Annotated in this window: 18 protein-coding genes and 1 pseudogene; 13 read left to right on the top strand and 6 right to left on the bottom strand. The window is 40.4% G+C overall.

Annotation, left to right across the window (positions count from 1 at the left end):
- Window positions 1–46: 46 nt before the first annotated feature.
- The 5 genes from cysT to FTU79_RS00805 all read left to right on the top strand — a co-directional run bounded on the left by cysT (window position 47) and on the right by FTU79_RS00805 (window position 5,184).
- Window positions 47–880 carry a sulfate ABC transporter permease subunit CysT gene (cysT, locus tag FTU79_RS00785; protein ID WP_078190342.1) on the top strand — a complete coding sequence of 278 codons (834 nt, stop codon included), beginning with the start codon at window positions 47–49 and terminating at the stop codon, window positions 878–880.
- The gene (gene cysW / locus FTU79_RS00790; protein WP_168378041.1) at window positions 877–1,764 is read left to right on the top strand and encodes a sulfate ABC transporter permease subunit CysW; all 888 of its coding nucleotides are present in this window, start codon (window positions 877–879) and stop codon (window positions 1,762–1,764) included. Before cysT ends, cysW begins: the two co-directional genes overlap by 4 nt.
- Before the next feature lie 11 nt (window positions 1,765–1,775).
- Entirely contained in the window at window positions 1,776–2,837 is a 1,062-nt protein-coding gene (locus FTU79_RS00795; protein ID WP_180048716.1) for a sulfate/molybdate ABC transporter ATP-binding protein, read from the top strand.
- A gap of 55 nt (window positions 2,838–2,892) precedes the next feature.
- The gene (locus FTU79_RS00800; RefSeq protein ID WP_180022494.1) at window positions 2,893–3,816 is read left to right on the top strand and encodes a CysB family HTH-type transcriptional regulator; all 924 of its coding nucleotides are present in this window, start codon (window positions 2,893–2,895) and stop codon (window positions 3,814–3,816) included.
- A 153-nt stretch (window positions 3,817–3,969) separates the two neighbouring features.
- Window positions 3,970–5,184, top strand: coding sequence for an OmpP1/FadL family transporter (locus FTU79_RS00805; RefSeq protein WP_171525846.1), 1,215 nt, complete (start codon window positions 3,970–3,972; stop codon window positions 5,182–5,184).
- A 59-nt stretch (window positions 5,185–5,243) separates the two neighbouring features.
- On the opposite strand, the gene carO is transcribed toward FTU79_RS00805, so the two are convergent.
- Window positions 5,244–5,984, bottom strand: coding sequence for an ornithine uptake porin CarO (carO, locus tag FTU79_RS00810; RefSeq protein WP_180048717.1), 741 nt, complete (start codon window positions 5,982–5,984; stop codon window positions 5,244–5,246).
- A 374-nt stretch (window positions 5,985–6,358) separates the two neighbouring features.
- On the opposite strand from carO, the gene dapD reads away from it, so the two are divergent.
- From dapD to FTU79_RS00835, 5 genes are all read left to right on the top strand, one after another.
- A complete protein-coding gene (gene dapD / locus FTU79_RS00815; RefSeq protein ID WP_111883963.1) occupies window positions 6,359–7,180 on the top strand; it encodes a 2,3,4,5-tetrahydropyridine-2,6-dicarboxylate N-succinyltransferase in 822 nt (273 codons plus the stop codon).
- A gap of 113 nt (window positions 7,181–7,293) precedes the next feature.
- Complete coding sequence (gene queE, locus FTU79_RS00820; RefSeq protein ID WP_180048718.1) at window positions 7,294–8,004, top strand: 7-carboxy-7-deazaguanine synthase QueE; 711 nt, start codon at window positions 7,294–7,296, stop codon at window positions 8,002–8,004.
- A gap of 29 nt (window positions 8,005–8,033) precedes the next feature.
- Window positions 8,034–8,705: a 7-cyano-7-deazaguanine synthase QueC gene (gene queC, locus FTU79_RS00825; protein ID WP_078190349.1), complete on the top strand. Its 672-nt coding sequence runs from the start codon at window positions 8,034–8,036 to the stop codon at window positions 8,703–8,705.
- A 13-nt stretch (window positions 8,706–8,718) separates the two neighbouring features.
- Window positions 8,719–9,126: a hypothetical protein gene (locus FTU79_RS00830; protein WP_078190350.1), complete on the top strand. Its 408-nt coding sequence runs from the start codon at window positions 8,719–8,721 to the stop codon at window positions 9,124–9,126.
- A 135-nt stretch (window positions 9,127–9,261) separates the two neighbouring features.
- Window positions 9,262–9,720, top strand: a complete 459-nt coding sequence (locus tag FTU79_RS00835) for a peroxiredoxin (protein ID WP_180007697.1) — start codon at window positions 9,262–9,264, stop codon at window positions 9,718–9,720.
- A 60-nt stretch (window positions 9,721–9,780) separates the two neighbouring features.
- Here FTU79_RS00835 and FTU79_RS00840 read toward each other — a convergent pair whose 3' ends face one another.
- Window positions 9,781–10,380: a LysE/ArgO family amino acid transporter gene (locus FTU79_RS00840; protein ID WP_180007622.1), complete on the bottom strand. Its 600-nt coding sequence runs from the start codon at window positions 10,378–10,380 to the stop codon at window positions 9,781–9,783.
- A gap of 138 nt (window positions 10,381–10,518) precedes the next feature.
- Here FTU79_RS00840 and FTU79_RS00845 point away from each other — a divergent pair, with 138 nt between their 5' ends.
- Window positions 10,519–11,406 (top strand): LysR family transcriptional regulator ArgP, encoded by an 888-nt coding sequence (locus tag FTU79_RS00845; RefSeq protein ID WP_180007621.1) that lies wholly within the window; start codon window positions 10,519–10,521, stop codon window positions 11,404–11,406.
- Window positions 11,407–11,423: 17 nt separating this feature from the next.
- On the opposite strand, the gene FTU79_RS00850 is transcribed toward FTU79_RS00845, so the two are convergent.
- Together FTU79_RS00850 and FTU79_RS00855 are read right to left on the bottom strand one after the other, a co-directional pair.
- Window positions 11,424–11,990 (bottom strand): YceI family protein, encoded by a 567-nt coding sequence (locus FTU79_RS00850; protein WP_180007620.1) that lies wholly within the window; start codon window positions 11,988–11,990, stop codon window positions 11,424–11,426.
- 87 nt (window positions 11,991–12,077) lie between these two features.
- Complete coding sequence (locus FTU79_RS00855) at window positions 12,078–12,647, bottom strand: nicotinate-nicotinamide nucleotide adenylyltransferase (protein WP_180048719.1); 570 nt, start codon at window positions 12,645–12,647, stop codon at window positions 12,078–12,080.
- A 106-nt stretch (window positions 12,648–12,753) separates the two neighbouring features.
- On the opposite strand from FTU79_RS00855, the gene FTU79_RS00860 reads away from it, so the two are divergent.
- Together FTU79_RS00860 and FTU79_RS00865 are read left to right on the top strand one after the other, a co-directional pair.
- Entirely contained in the window at window positions 12,754–13,554 is an 801-nt protein-coding gene (locus tag FTU79_RS00860) for an enoyl-CoA hydratase-related protein (RefSeq protein ID WP_078190356.1), read from the top strand.
- Window positions 13,555–13,649: 95 nt separating this feature from the next.
- A complete protein-coding gene (locus FTU79_RS00865) occupies window positions 13,650–14,423 on the top strand; it encodes a nitroreductase family protein (RefSeq protein WP_180009959.1) in 774 nt (257 codons plus the stop codon).
- A gap of 175 nt (window positions 14,424–14,598) precedes the next feature.
- Here the strand turns inward: FTU79_RS00865 and FTU79_RS00870 are convergent, their stop codons facing one another.
- Window positions 14,599–14,916: a YqfO family protein gene (locus FTU79_RS00870; RefSeq protein ID WP_180007618.1), complete on the bottom strand. Its 318-nt coding sequence runs from the start codon at window positions 14,914–14,916 to the stop codon at window positions 14,599–14,601.
- Window positions 14,917–14,931: 15 nt separating this feature from the next.
- Window positions 14,932–15,813, bottom strand: a pseudogene (locus FTU79_RS00875) (LysR family transcriptional regulator).
- Window positions 15,814–15,893: the final 80 nt, after the last annotated feature.

Here is a 15,893-nt window from a genome sequence, read left to right on the forward strand (position 1 = left end):
TTTTGCTGACCTTTTAAGTCAGCTTTTCTCATTTTGAGGAGTCATCATGTCGCAGCGATCCCGAGTGCTGCCAGGATTTGGTCTTTCTCTAGGCTTTACCCTAGCGTATTTATCCTTAATTGTGCTCATCCCCCTTTCGGCCGTATTTATTAAGTCTTTAGGTATCGGTTGGGACGGACTATGGGAGATTTTAAGCTCAGAACGTATTTTAAAATCGTTACAACTGAGTTTTAGTGCCGCCATTATTGCTGCGTTAGTTAATGTGGTTTTTGGTTTGCTTTTAGCATGGTGTTTGGTTCGTTATACCTTCCCCGGTAAACGTATTGTCGATGCATTGGTTGATTTACCTTTTGCATTGCCAACTGCCGTTGCGGGTATTGCATTGACTTCGTTATATGCACCGACTGGTTGGATCGGTCAGTACCTTGAACCTATTGGCATTAAAGTCGCATATACCCCAATCGGTATTACCTTGGCTCTCATCTTTATTGGTATTCCTTTTGTGGTTCGCACTGTACAGCCTGTACTGAGTGATCTAGAAACTGAACTTGAAGAAGCAGCTTCGGCACTGGGCGCAAATCGCTTTCAGATCGTGACCAAAGTGATCTTACCTATTCTATTTCCTGCGCTGTTAACAGGTTTTGCTTTGGCATTTGCTCGTGGTGTGGGTGAATATGGATCGGTGATTTTTATCGCAGGTAACCAACCCTTCAAGACTGAAATTGCCCCATTGATGATTATCTCTCGCCTTGAAGAATATGATTATGCAGGTGCGACCACGATTGCTGTTGTGATGCTGGTGATTTCTTTTGCCATTTTATTCTTAATTAACTTGGTTCAAGCATGGGCGAGTCGCCGTACAGGGAGAACTGCACGATGAATACGAACAGTAATGCACTTGCGGAAAAATTACAGTCGCGTGATGCAACGCGTGAACCGACATGGGTACGCTATACACTGATAGTGATTGCATTGATTTTCTTTGCGAGCTGCCTGATTTTGCCCTTGGTTTTGGTTTTCGTTGAAGCCTTTAAACAAGGTGTTGGCGTTTACTTCCAAGCACTGGTTCATCCAGACACCTTATCTGCGGTGAAACTGACCTTACTGACCGCTGTGATTGCCGTACCGCTAAACGTAGTGTTTGGTGTAGCTGCGGCATGGTGTGTTGCCAAGTTTAATTTCCGTGGTAAATCTATTTTAACCACGATTATTGATATGCCATTTTCAGTCTCTCCAGTTATTGCTGGCTTAATGTTGGTATTGATTTTTGGTACTCAAGGTTGGTTAGGCGGCTGGCTGATGGATAACGACATCAAAATTTTATATGCCGTTCCAGCCATTGTCCTTGCTACTGTGTTTATTACCGTTCCTTTTGTGGCACGTGAGTTGATTCCATTAATGGAAGCTCAAGGGACAGAGGAAGAAGAAGCAGCTATCGTATTGGGTGCTTCAGGCTGGCAGACTTTCTGGAAAGTGACACTTCCAAATATCAAATGGGGCTTAATCTACGGCGTGATTCTCTGTAATGCACGTGCAATGGGTGAGTTTGGTGCTGTTTCTGTAGTTTCAGGTCACATTCGTGGCGAAACCAACACCTTACCGCTACACGTAGAAATCCTTTATAACGAATATACCTTTAGTGCTGCTTTTGCTGTGTCTTCACTATTAGCGCTCTTGGCGATTGTGACCCTGATTTTAAAAACATGGGTTGAACTACGTCAGGAACGACAAGACAAGCGTAAAGAAGATTCACAAGTTTCTTAAGGAATGACCTCATGAGTATTCAAGTAAAAAATATTGAAAAACACTTTGGTGCATTCCATGCACTTAAAAATATCTCTTTAGATTTCCCTGATGGCCAGCTTGTTGCGTTGCTTGGCCCATCAGGCTGTGGTAAAACCACCCTGCTCCGTATCATTGCAGGACTTGAATCTGCCGATAGCGGTCAAGTCATTCTAGAAGGTGAAGATGCCACTAAAGTTCATGTCCGTGAACGTGAAGTTGGTTTTGTATTCCAACATTATGCACTATTCCGTCATATGACCGTATTTGACAACATTGCTTTTGGTTTACGCGTACGCCCACGTGCAACACGCCCATCTGAAGCCGAGATCAAAAAGCGGGTTACTCGTTTGCTTGATCTTGTTCAGCTTGGTTTCTTGGCTGACCGTTACCCTGCTCAACTTTCAGGTGGTCAACGTCAACGTATTGCACTAGCACGTGCTTTAGCGGTTGAACCGCGTGTGTTATTACTGGATGAACCTTTTGGTGCATTGGATGCCAAAGTTCGTAAAGAATTACGCCGCTGGTTACGTACCTTGCATGACGAACTCCACATCACCTCTATTTTCGTGACCCATGACCAAGAAGAAGCGCTTGAAGTGGCCGATCAAATCATTGTGATGAATAAAGGCAACGTAGAACAGATTGGCTCGCCGCGTGAAGTTTATGAAAAACCTGCAACACCGTTTGTATTTGACTTTTTAGGTCAAGCCAACCGTTTTGAAGGTCAAAATAGCAATGGCCTTTTTCAAATTGGTGAAGACCGAATTTTGTTGCCACAAAATGCCAATGCACCGCAAGGCAATGTCATTGCCTTTGCTCGTCCGGATGAACTGCGTATTCATGCACAGCCGCAAGAAAATGCCATCCAAGCGACTTTTGTACGTGAGCTTTGGATTGCAGGTAAAGTCATTGCTGAACTGCATGACCGCCAAGGCAATCTGATCGAAATTTCATTAACGGCTGATGAAGCGAAAGCACATCAATTCCGCCCAAATCAAACGGTATGGTTAAGTGCAACTAACTTGCATTTATTTGAAAACCAAGTTGCATAAAACAATAAGTTGGGGCCTTCACAAGCCCCACTTGCTTTTAAGGTAAAATAAAATTATGAATTTCCAACAATTAAGAATTATTCGAGAAACCGTACGTCAGAATTTTAATTTAACAGAAGCATCTGCTGCACTTTACACCTCGCAGTCTGGCGTGAGTAAACACATCAAAGATTTAGAAGATGAACTTGGTGTACAGCTGTTTATTCGTAAAGGTAAACGTCTACTCGGTTTAACCGAACCAGGCCAGTCATTATTGGGTATCGTTGAACGCATGCTCGTGGATGCTGACAATATTAAACGTCTGGCAGATGACTTTAACAAAGTAGATGAAGGGACATTGACGATTGCGACCACACATACGCAAGCACGTTATGTCTTGCCGCCGATTGTGAACCAATTTAAAAAAGAATTTCCAAAAGTTCATCTAATTTTGCAACAAGCAAGCCCTGTTGAAATTACAGAAATGCTCCTTCAAGGTGAAGCGGATATCGGGATCGCAACCGAATCATTAACCAATGAAGATAACCTGGCAAGCGTGCCTTACTACAACTGGCAACACAGCATCATCACGCCTAAAGAGCATCCACTGACCCAAAAATCAAATATCACTATTGAAGATTTGTCGAACTATCCAATTATTACCTATCACGGTGGTTTTACAGGTCGTTCAAAAATTGATAAAGCCTTTGAAGATTCAGGCTTTGATGTTGATATCGTGATGTCCGCACTTGATGCAGACGTTATTAAAACCTATGTTGAACTTAATATGGGAGTGGGTATTGTCAACGATGTAGCATATGACCCAGAACGTGATTACCGTTTAAAACAAATTCCTACCGATATTTTTGGTGTTAATACCACTTGGATTGCTGTTCGCAAAGGACATTTACTACGCGGTTATGGCTATGAGTTTATTTCTTTATGTTCACCAGATGCTGACATCAAAGCGTTGAAAAAAGTCGCTTACCCAGAAGAATGATAGGCCAATTGACGAATTAAAGAGGACACCTACTGTCCTCTTTTTTTGGTAAACACATATTTTATCTAAGTTTTCTTGGCTTTATTTTTAATTTTGATTAAAATACATCCAACACAATAAAAATTAAAACCTTATTACTTCCGACCCATATTTATGAAAAATCAATTCGTCGCAGTGGCAGTCGGTATCGTCTGCCCCATACAGATCATGTATGCAGCAGGAATAGAAAACTCAGATCAATCGATCTCGGCCTTTCTTGAACCCGGAAATTATACTGAAGCCAGTTTCGCTTATGTCGATGCTCAAGTTGACGGCAAAGTTCAGAATCAAGGCTTAATTAGTGAATTGGGCATCACTGATTTTTCTACAGGGAATCTCGCTCATCAACAATTTTCTGGGAAATTTGCACTTAAAATTCAACCACATGAAAATATTTCTGCGGGAGTAATTTATGAGCAACCTTTTCATACTGATATCAGTTATCAATATAGTCCTCGCTTACCAGATAGCTCAAATATCGATATTGAAAGCGCCGATATTAACTTTAGAACGCATAACCTAACTGGACTGGTAGGCTATCAACCCAATAATAATTGGAATATTTATAGCGGTTTAAGCCTACAAACATTTAAAGGTGATTTAAAAATTTCTGGGCAACAATATGCTGCTCTCAATGGCTACCATGCCGATTTTAAACAAGATGAAGCGATTGGTTGGCTGCTCGGATTCAGTTATCAAATCCCTGAATATGCTATTAAAACTAGCCTAACCTATCGTTCAAAAATAAAACATGAAAATAAGACCTCTGAATCAACTTTATATTCAAATGGTCCTTTTCAATTAGTACTTGACACCCATACCTCAATTCAAACGCCACAAAGCGTCAATTTTGATTTTCAAACAGCCATTAGCCCACACAATGTTGTATATGGCACAGTTCGGTGGATTAATTGGAAAGATTTCAACATTCAGCCACCGCAGTTTAATGCCGTGCTTCAATACGCAGCACTCGATCCACAATACCGTGATTTAGCTGATATCCAATTGGTGGAATATCAGAAAGATCAATGGTCAGGAAAGTTAGGGATTGCACATCAATTGAATCCGAGTTGGCTCGCTGCTGCAGAGTTTATTTGGGACAACGGGACAGGAAATGCGGCGTCTACCTTAAACCCAAGTGATGGCTATCGAGGTTTAGGTTTAGGTATGATGTATAAATTTAACCCGAACAATTTTCTAGCGACTGGCCTGTATTATATGAAACTCTCAAAACCATCGAATACTGAAACATCTCATATTTCAGGTCTTGCAAGTGTCTCAGACAATGATGCCATGATCTATGGTCTGAAATTTGGTCACAGATTTTAAACGCTTTCTAAAAACAAAAAAAACGAGCCGAAGCTCGTTTTTTTTATTTCAGTAAGAACTTACCAATGGTAGCTCACACCTACTTTAGCTACTGGCATCCATTCATATTTGTCATCGTTTGCAATTTTACGTGCCTCATTATCTACAGATTCGCTGATTGAAGGTGAGCCTGTTACAGAGTTTTGAAGATTACCGTACTCTTGAAGTTTCACAGTAGGGTTGCCAGTGTAATAAGCACCTACTTCACCAAATACACCAAAGTTTTTATTTAATTTTGGTGCAAAACCTAAACCTACATAAGGCGCAATGTCGTTATCATAAGATAAGTTACCTTTCACACCACCAATGCCAGTGTAGCTGGTACCATCAACTTTAATCGTACCTTCGGCATTTTTATTATGTTTATTTAGACCGTATTCATTATCGATATAACCTACACCTGCAGCAACATATAAGCCTTGTGCCCAAGGACTCGTACTTGCGCCCCATGGACGAATTTCTGCATTTAAGTAGCCAACGCTGTTATCCATATCCATGTCATATTTAGTGCCATTGATTGACAAATCATCAGACCATGAAATATCACCACCGTTATAACCTAATGCAAGGCCGACGTATGGGTTCGCAGTCCAAAGTAACGCACCACCATAACCAGTCGTACCCACTTCTAGACGAGCGCCAGTTGGGATAAGTTGGTTTTGATCAAATGCATAACCATCATGAACTACAGAGGTATCTGCAATTGCAGTACCTGCAGCAGTAAGTAGAGCAGCTACTGTTAATAAACGTAATGATTTCATGTGTTTCTCCTCAAAATAAACTGTTATTCAGATTTTACAGACTTCTTATATGGCACATGTTAAAAGGAAACACAGCTCAACATTTATGCAAATTTACTGATTTTTTGTTAACTTTTGATACATTTAGATTTTAATATTGATTAATAAAGAGTTTTTGTTTCATTTTTTTAAATATAATAATGATGTTAAGGAACAATTCTGTATATTTTGCGTATTTTTTATACAAACCTTATGAAAATGCTAAATTCATCACTCTTAATTTCTTGGTTTTAGTGCTTGCTTAATAATTAATTCCGATCCTAGACCGATTTACCATCTATTTTTAACTCGATATAGTGTAAAATCTTGGAAAATTTTTTTCTGGATGGAAGAACATGTCTCAGCTTTCAACAATCATTGAACAAGCATTTGAAGACCGTGCTAATTTCACTGCAGCTGACTGTCCTGCTGAAGTACGTGCAGCAGTAGAAGAAGTGATCGCTGGCCTAGATAACGGTACATTACGTGTTGCTGAAAAAATTGATGGTGAATGGATTGTTCATCAATGGGTGAAAAAAGCCGTTTTGCTTTCATTCAAATTGAACGACAACAAACCAATGGAAGCTTGTGACTTACGCTTCTATGACAAAGTTGATACTAAGTTCTCTGACTGGACTGAAGAACAATTTAAAGCTGCTGGTGTACGTGTAGTACCACCTGCTGTAGCACGTAAAGGTTCTTTCCAAGCAAAAAATGTTGTATTGATGCCTTCATATGTCAATATTGGTGCATATGTTGACGAAGGTACTATGGTTGATACATGGGCAACCGTTGGTTCATGTGCTCAAATTGGTAAAAATGTTCACTTATCTGGTGGCGTTGGTATTGGTGGTGTTCTTGAACCACTTCAAGCGAACCCAACAATCATTGAAGACAATTGCTTTATCGGCGCGCGTTCTGAGATCGTTGAAGGTGTGATCGTAGAAGAAGGTTCTGTGATTTCAATGGGCGTATTCATTGGTCAATCAACTAAGATTTATGACCGTGAAACTGGCGAAATCCATTACGGCCGTGTTCCTGCTGGTTCTGTTGTGGTTTCTGGTAGCTTGCCGTCTAAATGCGGTAAATACAGCCTCTACGCTGCAGTAATCGTGAAAAAAGTTGACGCGAAAACTCGTGCGAAAACAAGCTTGAACGACTTATTACGCGAAGACTAAGTCTTTATTTCAGCGGAGCATTCGTGTTCCGTGGAGCCTCTATCGCTCCTCGTCTCTACGGTTAGCAATGATCGTAGAGATTTTTTGTTTTTTTATATCTGGTTAATTTTGTTATGAGTACCCTTCGATCTTCCGCTATTCCTGTTTCTGATCCGTCTGCGGGTTTACGTATTACGGAGATTTTTTATTCATTGCAAGGTGAAGCCAATACCGCAGGTTTGCCTACGGTCTTTATCCGCTTAACAGGCTGTCCTTTACGTTGCACTTATTGTGATACAACCTATTCGTTTGAAGGCGGTGAACGCCAATCATTAGAAGAAATTATTCAAACCACTTTAGATTTTAAAACTCCTTATATTTGCGTGACGGGTGGTGAGCCGCTTGCTCAACCGAACGCCCTTCCCCTCATGACTCGTCTGGCCGATTTAGGCTGCGAAGTCTCTTTAGAAACCAGTGGTGCTTTAGATGTGTCTAAAGTTGACCCACGTGTTTCAAAGGTTATGGATTTAAAAACCCCGACATCGGGTGAAGTTGCACGAAACTTGCTTAGCAACTTCGACCATTTAACAGCGCATGATCAGATCAAATTTGTGATTTGTAATCGTGAAGACTATGAATGGTCAAAACAGCAAGTTGAGCGCTATAAGCTAAATGAAAAAGTTAGCACCATTTGGTTCTCTCCGGCCTTTGCCGTTGAAAAAGGTGCTGTTCGTTTGCCTCAGCTTGCACGTGATTTAGCACAATGGATTTTAGAAGACCATCTCCCTGTTTGCTTCCAATTGCAATTACATAAGTTGCTTTGGAACGATGAAACTGGTCGTTAAGTTTTAAAGAATTATTTGGAGTAATGCATATGCGCCCTCGTGCCATAGTTTTATTGTCTGGCGGCTTAGACTCAACCACTTGTTTAGCTTGGGCTCAAGCACGTTATGAGTGTATCGCCTTAAGTTTTATGTATGGTCAACGTTCTACGACAGAACTAGATGCTGCTCGTGAGTTAACTAAGCAGGCTGGTGTAGAACATCGTGTCATTAATATCGACTTAGGTAACTTAGGCGGCTCTGCGTTAACTGACCATAGCATTGAAGTTCCTGATCATGAACAAGCCGGTATTCCTGTAACTTATGTACCAGCGCGTAACACGATTTTCTTGTCATATGCTTTAGCTGCGGCGGAAGTTTTTGGTGCAGAAGCGATTGTCATTGGTATTAATGCAGTTGATTACTCAGGCTATCCAGACTGTCGTCCAGAGTTTATCGAAGCATTTGCCAACATGGCTCGCCTTGCAACTAAAGTTGGCGTTGAAGGAAAACCACTTAAATTTGAAACACCTCTGTTACATTTATCCAAAGCAAATATCATTCGCTTAGGTATAGAACATGGCGTAGACTACAGTCAAACGGTGTCTTGCTATCAAGCAGATGACCAAGGTCGTGCTTGCGGTAAATGCGATAGCTGCCGTCTTCGTAAACAAGGTTTCGTTGACGCAGGTGTTGAAGATCCGACACGTTACATACCGAAATAACAAGGTAGGGTTTATGAAAAATTTAAAATCAAACATTATTCTTTCTGCTGCTTTCTCTGCGGCTGCATTGTTTGCTTCAGTTGCACACGCTGACAACGACAAGCTTCAACAAGCATATAAGAGCACTAACGTAAAATCTTCGTTAATTAATGTTTGTAAAGAAGAAACTGGCAAAGGTAAAAAACTAACTGCCGCTGAAGTTAGCAAATACTGTACTTGTGCTGTTGAAGCAGATGGTCGTTTAACCAATGCTCAAAAATGGGAAATCCAAAGCACAATCAACCAGAAGAAAAGCCCTGCAACACTCGCTTTTGTTCAAAAACAAAATAAAGACCTTCAAGCATGTTTCGGTCCTCAGTTAACAGGTAAATTAAAAACCTTAACTGAAGAAGCAATGAAATCAGCTCAAGCGAAAAAATAATTTTTCGTCTCAAAAAAGCCTGCAATTGCAGGCTTTTTTACTGCTTTAAGTTCAAAGTAAATTCTGTATGATGGTCATATTTCACATACTTTGTTTAAGCCCGTTTAGGGATAAGACATGAAAAAGGAAATCTTCATGACTGAAATTAGCTTACCAAATCAAACCTTCCCAACCACCTCAGGTGAAGTCAACCTTGCAGAAGTCAACAATGACTGGCTGATCGTCTACTTCTATCCTAAAGATTCAACACCAGGATGTACGACGCAAGCCATTGGGTTTTCATGCTTAAAAGATCAGTTTGATGCGCTTAATACCCCAATCTACGGCATTTCTCGTGACTCGGTTAAAGCCCATCAAAACTTCACTGAAAAGCAAAATCTAAGCATTGATTTAATCAGTGATAAAGAAGAAGTGCTATGTCAGCATTTTGACGTGATTAAAGAAAAAAATATGTATGGCAAAAAGGTTATGGGCATCGAACGTTCAACCTTTATTTTCCATCATGGCAAGCTGGTAAAAGAATATCGCAAAGTCAAAGCTGCAGGCCATGCAGAACAAGTCTTAGAAGATTTAAAAGCACTACAAGCAGCATAACAGTAATGATTTGAGCCCGCTCCTTTAGGAATGGGCTCAAACTTAATAAGAAGCTTCTAACTAGAGCAATAATGAGGCTGCAATTCCCCACATCACAACGCCAATAATAAAGTCTAAAACTTTCCATGCCTTTGCACTTTGGAAAAGCGGTAATAAATAGCGCGCACCAAAACCGAGGACAAAGAAAAATACCCATGAAGCTGTAATTGCCCCAATCGCAAAATATACTGCGGTCGATTCAAACTTCGTGGAAATAGACCCAATCAGCACAACCGTATCAAGATATACATGTGGATTTAACCATGTTAAAGCCAAGCAGATTAGTACCAACTTCAATAGTTTGGTTTCATTCTTCTCACTGGGCGCTAAACTGCTCGAAGTTTTGAAGGCTTGCAGAAAATGCTGTGCTCCATAAACTGCTAAAAAAGTTGCGCCCAAATATTTAGCTCCATTGACAATTTCCGGATGACTTTCAACCAATTGGGAGAATCCGAGCACACCTAGTAAGATGAGTATCGAATCAGAAGCAGCACAAATAGCGCAGAGCCAAAAGACATACTGCTTTTTTAACCCCTGCTTGAGAATAAACGCATTTTGCGCACCAATCGCGATAATTAGGCTAAATCCAATTGCGAGCCCTTGCATATAACTGTGCAACATTTTTAACTACACTTTCAAAGCTTTAAATGAATGTTGCTATTATCCAAGCTAATTGCTAAAAATAAGTATTTATAAATAAATATCAATATAACTAAGTTTTTCTTAGTTTGTGAAATTTCTAATGCTCATAGGTGACTCATGTTACAAAGCAAACATAGCGAAGCTTTTCTTGCAGTTGCTGAAACAGGAAGCTTTGAACAAGCGGCACTGCGTTTAAACATTACGGCATCTGCGGTCACGCTCAGGCTGCAAACCTTAGAAAAGAAATTAGGTCATGTACTCATTGTACGTGAACGACCCTGCCGCCCAACACTCGCGGGCCAATCATTATTACATTATTTACAACACAGCAAATTACTAGAACATAATTTTCTGCAAAATCTAACAGGACAAACGGCGAATGCTTTCTATCAAGTCAATATTGCGACCAATGCTGACTCACTTGCGACATGGTTGCTTCCGCTACTCAAAGATCTCTTAATTGAAGAAAAAATCGTGATTCATTTTCAGGTCGATAATCAGTCACAAACACATCATTTATTAGAAGCCGGTTTGGTCAATGCCTGTGTCACAACAGAATCAGAAGCCATGAAGGGCTGCGTCGCAGAATATCTGGGAGAAATGCATTATCGCTTTGTAGCAACCCCTGATTTTATCCAAAGATGGTTCGGTCAAGGTGTGACGCGAAATGCGTTAAGGGCTGCGCCTGCACTGATTTTTAATGAGAAAGATGACTTACATACACAATCGATTCAGAAGAATTTCGGACTCAACCCTTCACAATATCCACATCATTTCATTCCCTCTTCAACGGCATTTTTTGATGCCATTACGATGGGCTTGGGCTATGGATGGTTACCCGACTATCAAAGTAAAGACTTATTAGCAGCGGGAAAATTGATAGAGCTTTCAACAGAACTCAGTATTGATCTAGCTTTGTATTGGCATCATTGGAACCAACAATCTGTTCAATTACAAAAATTGACTGCTGTTGTGCTGCAACATGCCAAAGATCATATGTGTTAAACCCTGTAAGACTGCGGTTATTCAAGCCGCCATTGGCCTTTGAGCTGAATCAGTACTTGCTCACCAACTCCACCGAGTGCTTTACGCATACCAAAATCACTACGCTTAATGGTTGCTAAAGATTGAACATCCAACACTTTTGGATTTTGCGGACTAGGGGTAAGTGTAGTATCGAAGATCACAGGTTTAGTGATACCACGAATGGTCAGATCCCCTCGAATCATATATTTCGCATAAGCCACGGGTTCGATTTGTTTACTGACGAACTTCACTTGCTTAAATTCAGCAGCATCAAAATATTCACTTCCCAAGATTAATCCCTTTAAGCTTGGGTTACTAAAACTGATGCTATCTACATCTAACACCAAATGAGCTGAACCTTTATGTGGAATTTCAGGATCAAACTTAAGGTTCGACTGAACCTTATTAAAGCGCCCTTCTACAATAGACAGCCCCACAGATTTAATACCAAAAGTGACCTGACTATTAGGGGTTAGCGTCCATTCAGCAGCATGTAGGGGCAATACGCAGCATAAAGCGAAGGCTCCCATATATTTTGCTAACGTTCCGTGACGCAAATTCATGTTTTTCTCCTGAATAAAACACAGCCTAAAATCACTACAACGTTTATTTTTTTGCTCCATTGTAGTGCTAGAAATTTTAGCGTTTTTTTATAGCAGATTTGTTTTATCCTGAGTCATAAATTTGTGTTGAAGTTGTTTATAAATGTCTGTCTGTTGAAATTTTTGCAAAAATTCGACGGTACCTTGAGGAAAAGCATAATGCTGAATTTCACCACGATAATACGCCTCGCGTACCGGTGTCGCAGAGATCGCCCCTTCTAGACTATCCAGCTCAACCATTTCCCATTCGGGGAAGAATTTTAAATAATAAGAAGAATCATCTTTAAAATGTCCAATCAAACCGACTTTTGCATTCGTTTCAACCACCTCATTCACCAAAGATTTGACTAACTTTTGCCATTTTTCATCGTTATATACATCTATCACATGCACAAACTTGATTCGCTTCTGATCTTGCTCTGAAAAATTTGACAGGATCATCTGCTCACGTTCTGACGCTAAAAATGGATTTTTGATATTACGTTCATTTTGCGCCGAACCAAGCGCCAAAAGCACATAATGACTCTGTTGCAAAGCTATTTTAATGGTTTGCAAATGCGCTAAATGGAACGGCTGAAAACGCCCAATGAAAACCAAATAATCAAATGTATATTTCATATCAAATCAAACTTTTTATGAACTGAGCAGTTGTGCCACAGGCTGAAATATGCGACATAATGTCGAGCATAAAATCAAAACGAAACTTTTACGCAAGGATAGTACGATGACACTGAGCTGTATTCAACAACCCCATGAACATTTGAATGCGAATTTGGACAATGGCGTACTGACCTTAGCCATTAACCGACCTCAGGCGAAGAACGCGCTGTATACAGAATTATATCTGTGGATTGCAAAAGCATTAGATGAAGCTGATCAGGATACTTCAGTGCGTGTAATTGTACTCCGTGGTCAAGATGCGGACTTCAGTGCGGGCAATGACATGCAAGATTTTATGAAATCTGCTGCTCAAAAAGGACAAGCTCCAGCTTCAGAAGGCGCACCGTTCATTTTATTAAAATCTGCTGCTCAATTTTCTAAGCCGCTGATTGCTGCGGTTCGCGGCGTTGCCATTGGGATTGGTGTTACGATTCTGCTTCATTGCGATCTTGTCTACAGCGACAATACTGCCCTATTCCAAATTCCGTTTGTGAGCCTTGGTCTATCGCCTGAAGGTGCATCGAGCAAGCTATTGGTTCAACAAGCCGGCTACCATAAAGCGGCGGAATTACTGTTAACTGCTCAGAAGTTTGACAGTGCGACAGCGCTTTCAGCAAATTTGGTCAATAGCATTGAAGAAGATGCTTATGCGACAGCTGCGAAAAAAGCAGCACAGTTATCTGCACTTCCACTAGCATCTTTGGTTCAATCAAAAGCATTAATGAAACATAATGTAGATGAAATCGTGGCATGGATTGACCATGAAGCTGAAATTTTCATGGATCGAGTAGGCTCTCCAGAAATGATGGAAGCTGTTGCCGCCTTTATGCAAAAACGCAAACCTGACTTCTCTCAGTTCAATTAATGTTTTAATGGAACTAAAAAACCACTCATATTTGGGTGGTTTTTTTCATCTCAGCCCCAATCTATTTTCTAAATTAAAAAACTGGATGTTTCCACATGACTGCAGTATCACAAACTGAAACTAAACCTGAAAAGAAACGCTACTACGAGCCTGCGCCTGAAGGCATCGATATCGAGAATTTTAAAAAAGTTGTACAAAGCCGTCGTTCTGTACGTAAGTTTACCGACAAGGCCATTCCAAACGACGTTTTAGATGAATGCTTAGACCTCGCCTTGCTTGCACCGAATTCATCGAATTTACAACCGTGGACATTCTATGTCGTTCAGAACCCTGCAAAGAAAAAACAATTGGTGAAAGCTTGCTTAGGGCAACTAGCTGCAAAAACTGCTGCTGAATTGATTGTCTGTGTCGCGCGTACCGACCGTGTAGATGAAATGGCAAAACGGAATATTTCGGAATTTCCATTTCCTGAAGCACCTGCAGCGGTACAGAAGTATTACAAGTTTATTCCTTATAACTATAAAACTGGTTACTTCAACGCCCTAGGTAACTTTAAGAAAGTTGCTTTCAAAGTTGCACGTACACTGGATAAACAATTGCCTGTAACAGCTTTTAATGAAGCAGATGCAAAACTTTGGGCGAGCAAAACCACAGCATTGGCTTGTGAAAACTTAGTTTTGGCTTTACGTGCCTATGGTTTTGACAGTTGTATGATGGAAGGTTTTGATGAACCTTTGGTGAAGAAGATTTTAGGATTAAATGCCCAGCAATACCCAGTGATGGTGATTGGTGCAGGTGAACGTGCTAAAGATGGTGTGTTCTTCCCGCAGTATCGTTTTGACCGTGAGCTGTTTATTCAGAAGATATAAATTGCTTTCAAATGAATGGTCACAACCACAATTAGCTGCATAACTTTAAATAATCGGTAAGTCCCTTCTCTCTTCGGGATGAGGAGCATGTTCCGCAAGAGGATGAGGGGGCATAATCTGATAAATCCTCTCCCTAACCCTCTCCTTTAAAAGGAGAGGGGACTTTTATTGTGAATTAAAAACTCACATCCACCATTTGAATAAACTCAAATGCTGGCTCTTCATAAGGATGACTTGCTTTTAAAGCCCTTGCGACTTCACTCGCTTTATCTTCAGGCACGATGGTTTCCACTCGCCATTCAGGGATAGATTCAAGCTGATTCAACTCACCAATAAAAGGATTTGCGCCTTTTACAGGTTTAAATTGCCCCGTCCCTAACACTTGCCAAGCACAGTGTTCATAGTTTCCGATACCGCCTGCTCCAGCTTCAAAAACAGCCAGTTTAGTCGACTCTAGGTGAGACTCAGGTACATAATAAATCAGTTTTAACATTGGTTATTCCAGACGCTATTGTGCAGTCACATTATTTAAAGCACTGCAAATCATTTTTAATGCCACATTATTCGATGCATTCGGATAGGTTGCATATAAACCTAGTTTCGGTAATTCCACATCTGTTTGAATGACTTTGACCGAATCATTTAAAAATTTGAGTAAATATTCGGGCACAAAACTCAGGCCCATGCCCATATTAATCAAATTTAAATGCTGCATGACATTGGTCACCCACAGCATGTGATCATGTTGTTGCTGATCAAAAGGAATCAAGGCATTTAAGGTATCGTAAAAAACAGGAGAAGCATTTTGTTCACACATAATAATGGTGTGATTTTTTAACTCTTGAAGTTTTAAGATTCGATCTGATGGATGCAGATGCGCTGCACCGACTAGATAGATCTGCTCACTTAAAACCTGAATATTGGTGAAGTCGTCATGACTTAAGTGATAACGAGTAAAACTAATATCCAATTCAGTATTTTTGAGTTTTTGGATTTGCTCTGTACACGTCAAGCTATGTAAATGAATTTTTAAATCTGGGATATGTTGTTTTAATTACGCCAAAATACTAGGCATAATTTTCAATTCTGCGACATTTAAAAAGCCAATATGTATTTGGTTATTTTTAGCTTGCGCCACGTGGCGAGCTGCAGCTACAGCTTGTTTGGCATTTTGAATTGCTTGCTCGGCATATTTGAGAAAAGCCTGCCCTTCGTCGGTCAGTAAGACTTTACGAGCAGAACGTTCAAATAATTGCACCCCAACCTCCTGCTCTAAATCTTTAATTTGCTGACTGAGTGATGGTTGTGCTGTAAATAGTTTTTCCGCTGCCTTAGTGAAACTCTGTTCTTTCGCCACCGTCACAAAATAACGTAAATGTCGTAATTCCATTCACTTCACTCCACACACTCACTACATCACCTGTGTCATGCAGTCAAAATACCAATAGATCTATAGTTTATATGAATATC

The organism is Acinetobacter sp. YH12144, from assembly GCF_013418345.1.
Taxonomy (GTDB): Bacteria; Pseudomonadota; Gammaproteobacteria; order Pseudomonadales; family Moraxellaceae; genus Acinetobacter; species Acinetobacter amyesii.

Bases quoted from the DNA above. Each gene is read 5' to 3' on its own strand.
- cysT (WP_078190342.1), top strand. From the start codon at position 47: ATGTCGCAGCGATCCCGAGTGCTGCCAGGATTTGGTCTTTCTCTAGGC.
- cysW (WP_168378041.1), top strand. From the start codon at position 877: ATGAATACGAACAGTAATGCACTTGCGGAAAAATTACAGTCGCGTGAT.
- FTU79_RS00795 (WP_180048716.1), top strand. From the start codon at position 1,776: ATGAGTATTCAAGTAAAAAATATTGAAAAACACTTTGGTGCATTCCAT.
- FTU79_RS00800 (WP_180022494.1), top strand. From the start codon at position 2,893: ATGAATTTCCAACAATTAAGAATTATTCGAGAAACCGTACGTCAGAAT.
- FTU79_RS00805 (WP_171525846.1), top strand. From the start codon at position 3,970: ATGAAAAATCAATTCGTCGCAGTGGCAGTCGGTATCGTCTGCCCCATA.
- carO (WP_180048717.1), bottom strand. From the start codon at position 5,984: ATGAAATCATTACGTTTATTAACAGTAGCTGCTCTACTTACTGCTGCA.
- dapD (WP_111883963.1), top strand. From the start codon at position 6,359: ATGTCTCAGCTTTCAACAATCATTGAACAAGCATTTGAAGACCGTGCT.
- queE (WP_180048718.1), top strand. From the start codon at position 7,294: ATGAGTACCCTTCGATCTTCCGCTATTCCTGTTTCTGATCCGTCTGCG.
- queC (WP_078190349.1), top strand. From the start codon at position 8,034: ATGCGCCCTCGTGCCATAGTTTTATTGTCTGGCGGCTTAGACTCAACC.
- FTU79_RS00830 (WP_078190350.1), top strand. From the start codon at position 8,719: ATGAAAAATTTAAAATCAAACATTATTCTTTCTGCTGCTTTCTCTGCG.
- FTU79_RS00835 (WP_180007697.1), top strand. From the start codon at position 9,262: ATGACTGAAATTAGCTTACCAAATCAAACCTTCCCAACCACCTCAGGT.
- FTU79_RS00840 (WP_180007622.1), bottom strand. From the start codon at position 10,380: ATGTTGCACAGTTATATGCAAGGGCTCGCAATTGGATTTAGCCTAATT.
- FTU79_RS00845 (WP_180007621.1), top strand. From the start codon at position 10,519: ATGTTACAAAGCAAACATAGCGAAGCTTTTCTTGCAGTTGCTGAAACA.
- FTU79_RS00850 (WP_180007620.1), bottom strand. From the start codon at position 11,990: ATGAATTTGCGTCACGGAACGTTAGCAAAATATATGGGAGCCTTCGCT.
- FTU79_RS00855 (WP_180048719.1), bottom strand. From the start codon at position 12,647: ATGAAATATACATTTGATTATTTGGTTTTCATTGGGCGTTTTCAGCCG.
- FTU79_RS00860 (WP_078190356.1), top strand. From the start codon at position 12,754: ATGACACTGAGCTGTATTCAACAACCCCATGAACATTTGAATGCGAAT.
- FTU79_RS00865 (WP_180009959.1), top strand. From the start codon at position 13,650: ATGACTGCAGTATCACAAACTGAAACTAAACCTGAAAAGAAACGCTAC.
- FTU79_RS00870 (WP_180007618.1), bottom strand. From the start codon at position 14,916: ATGTTAAAACTGATTTATTATGTACCTGAGTCTCACCTAGAGTCGACT.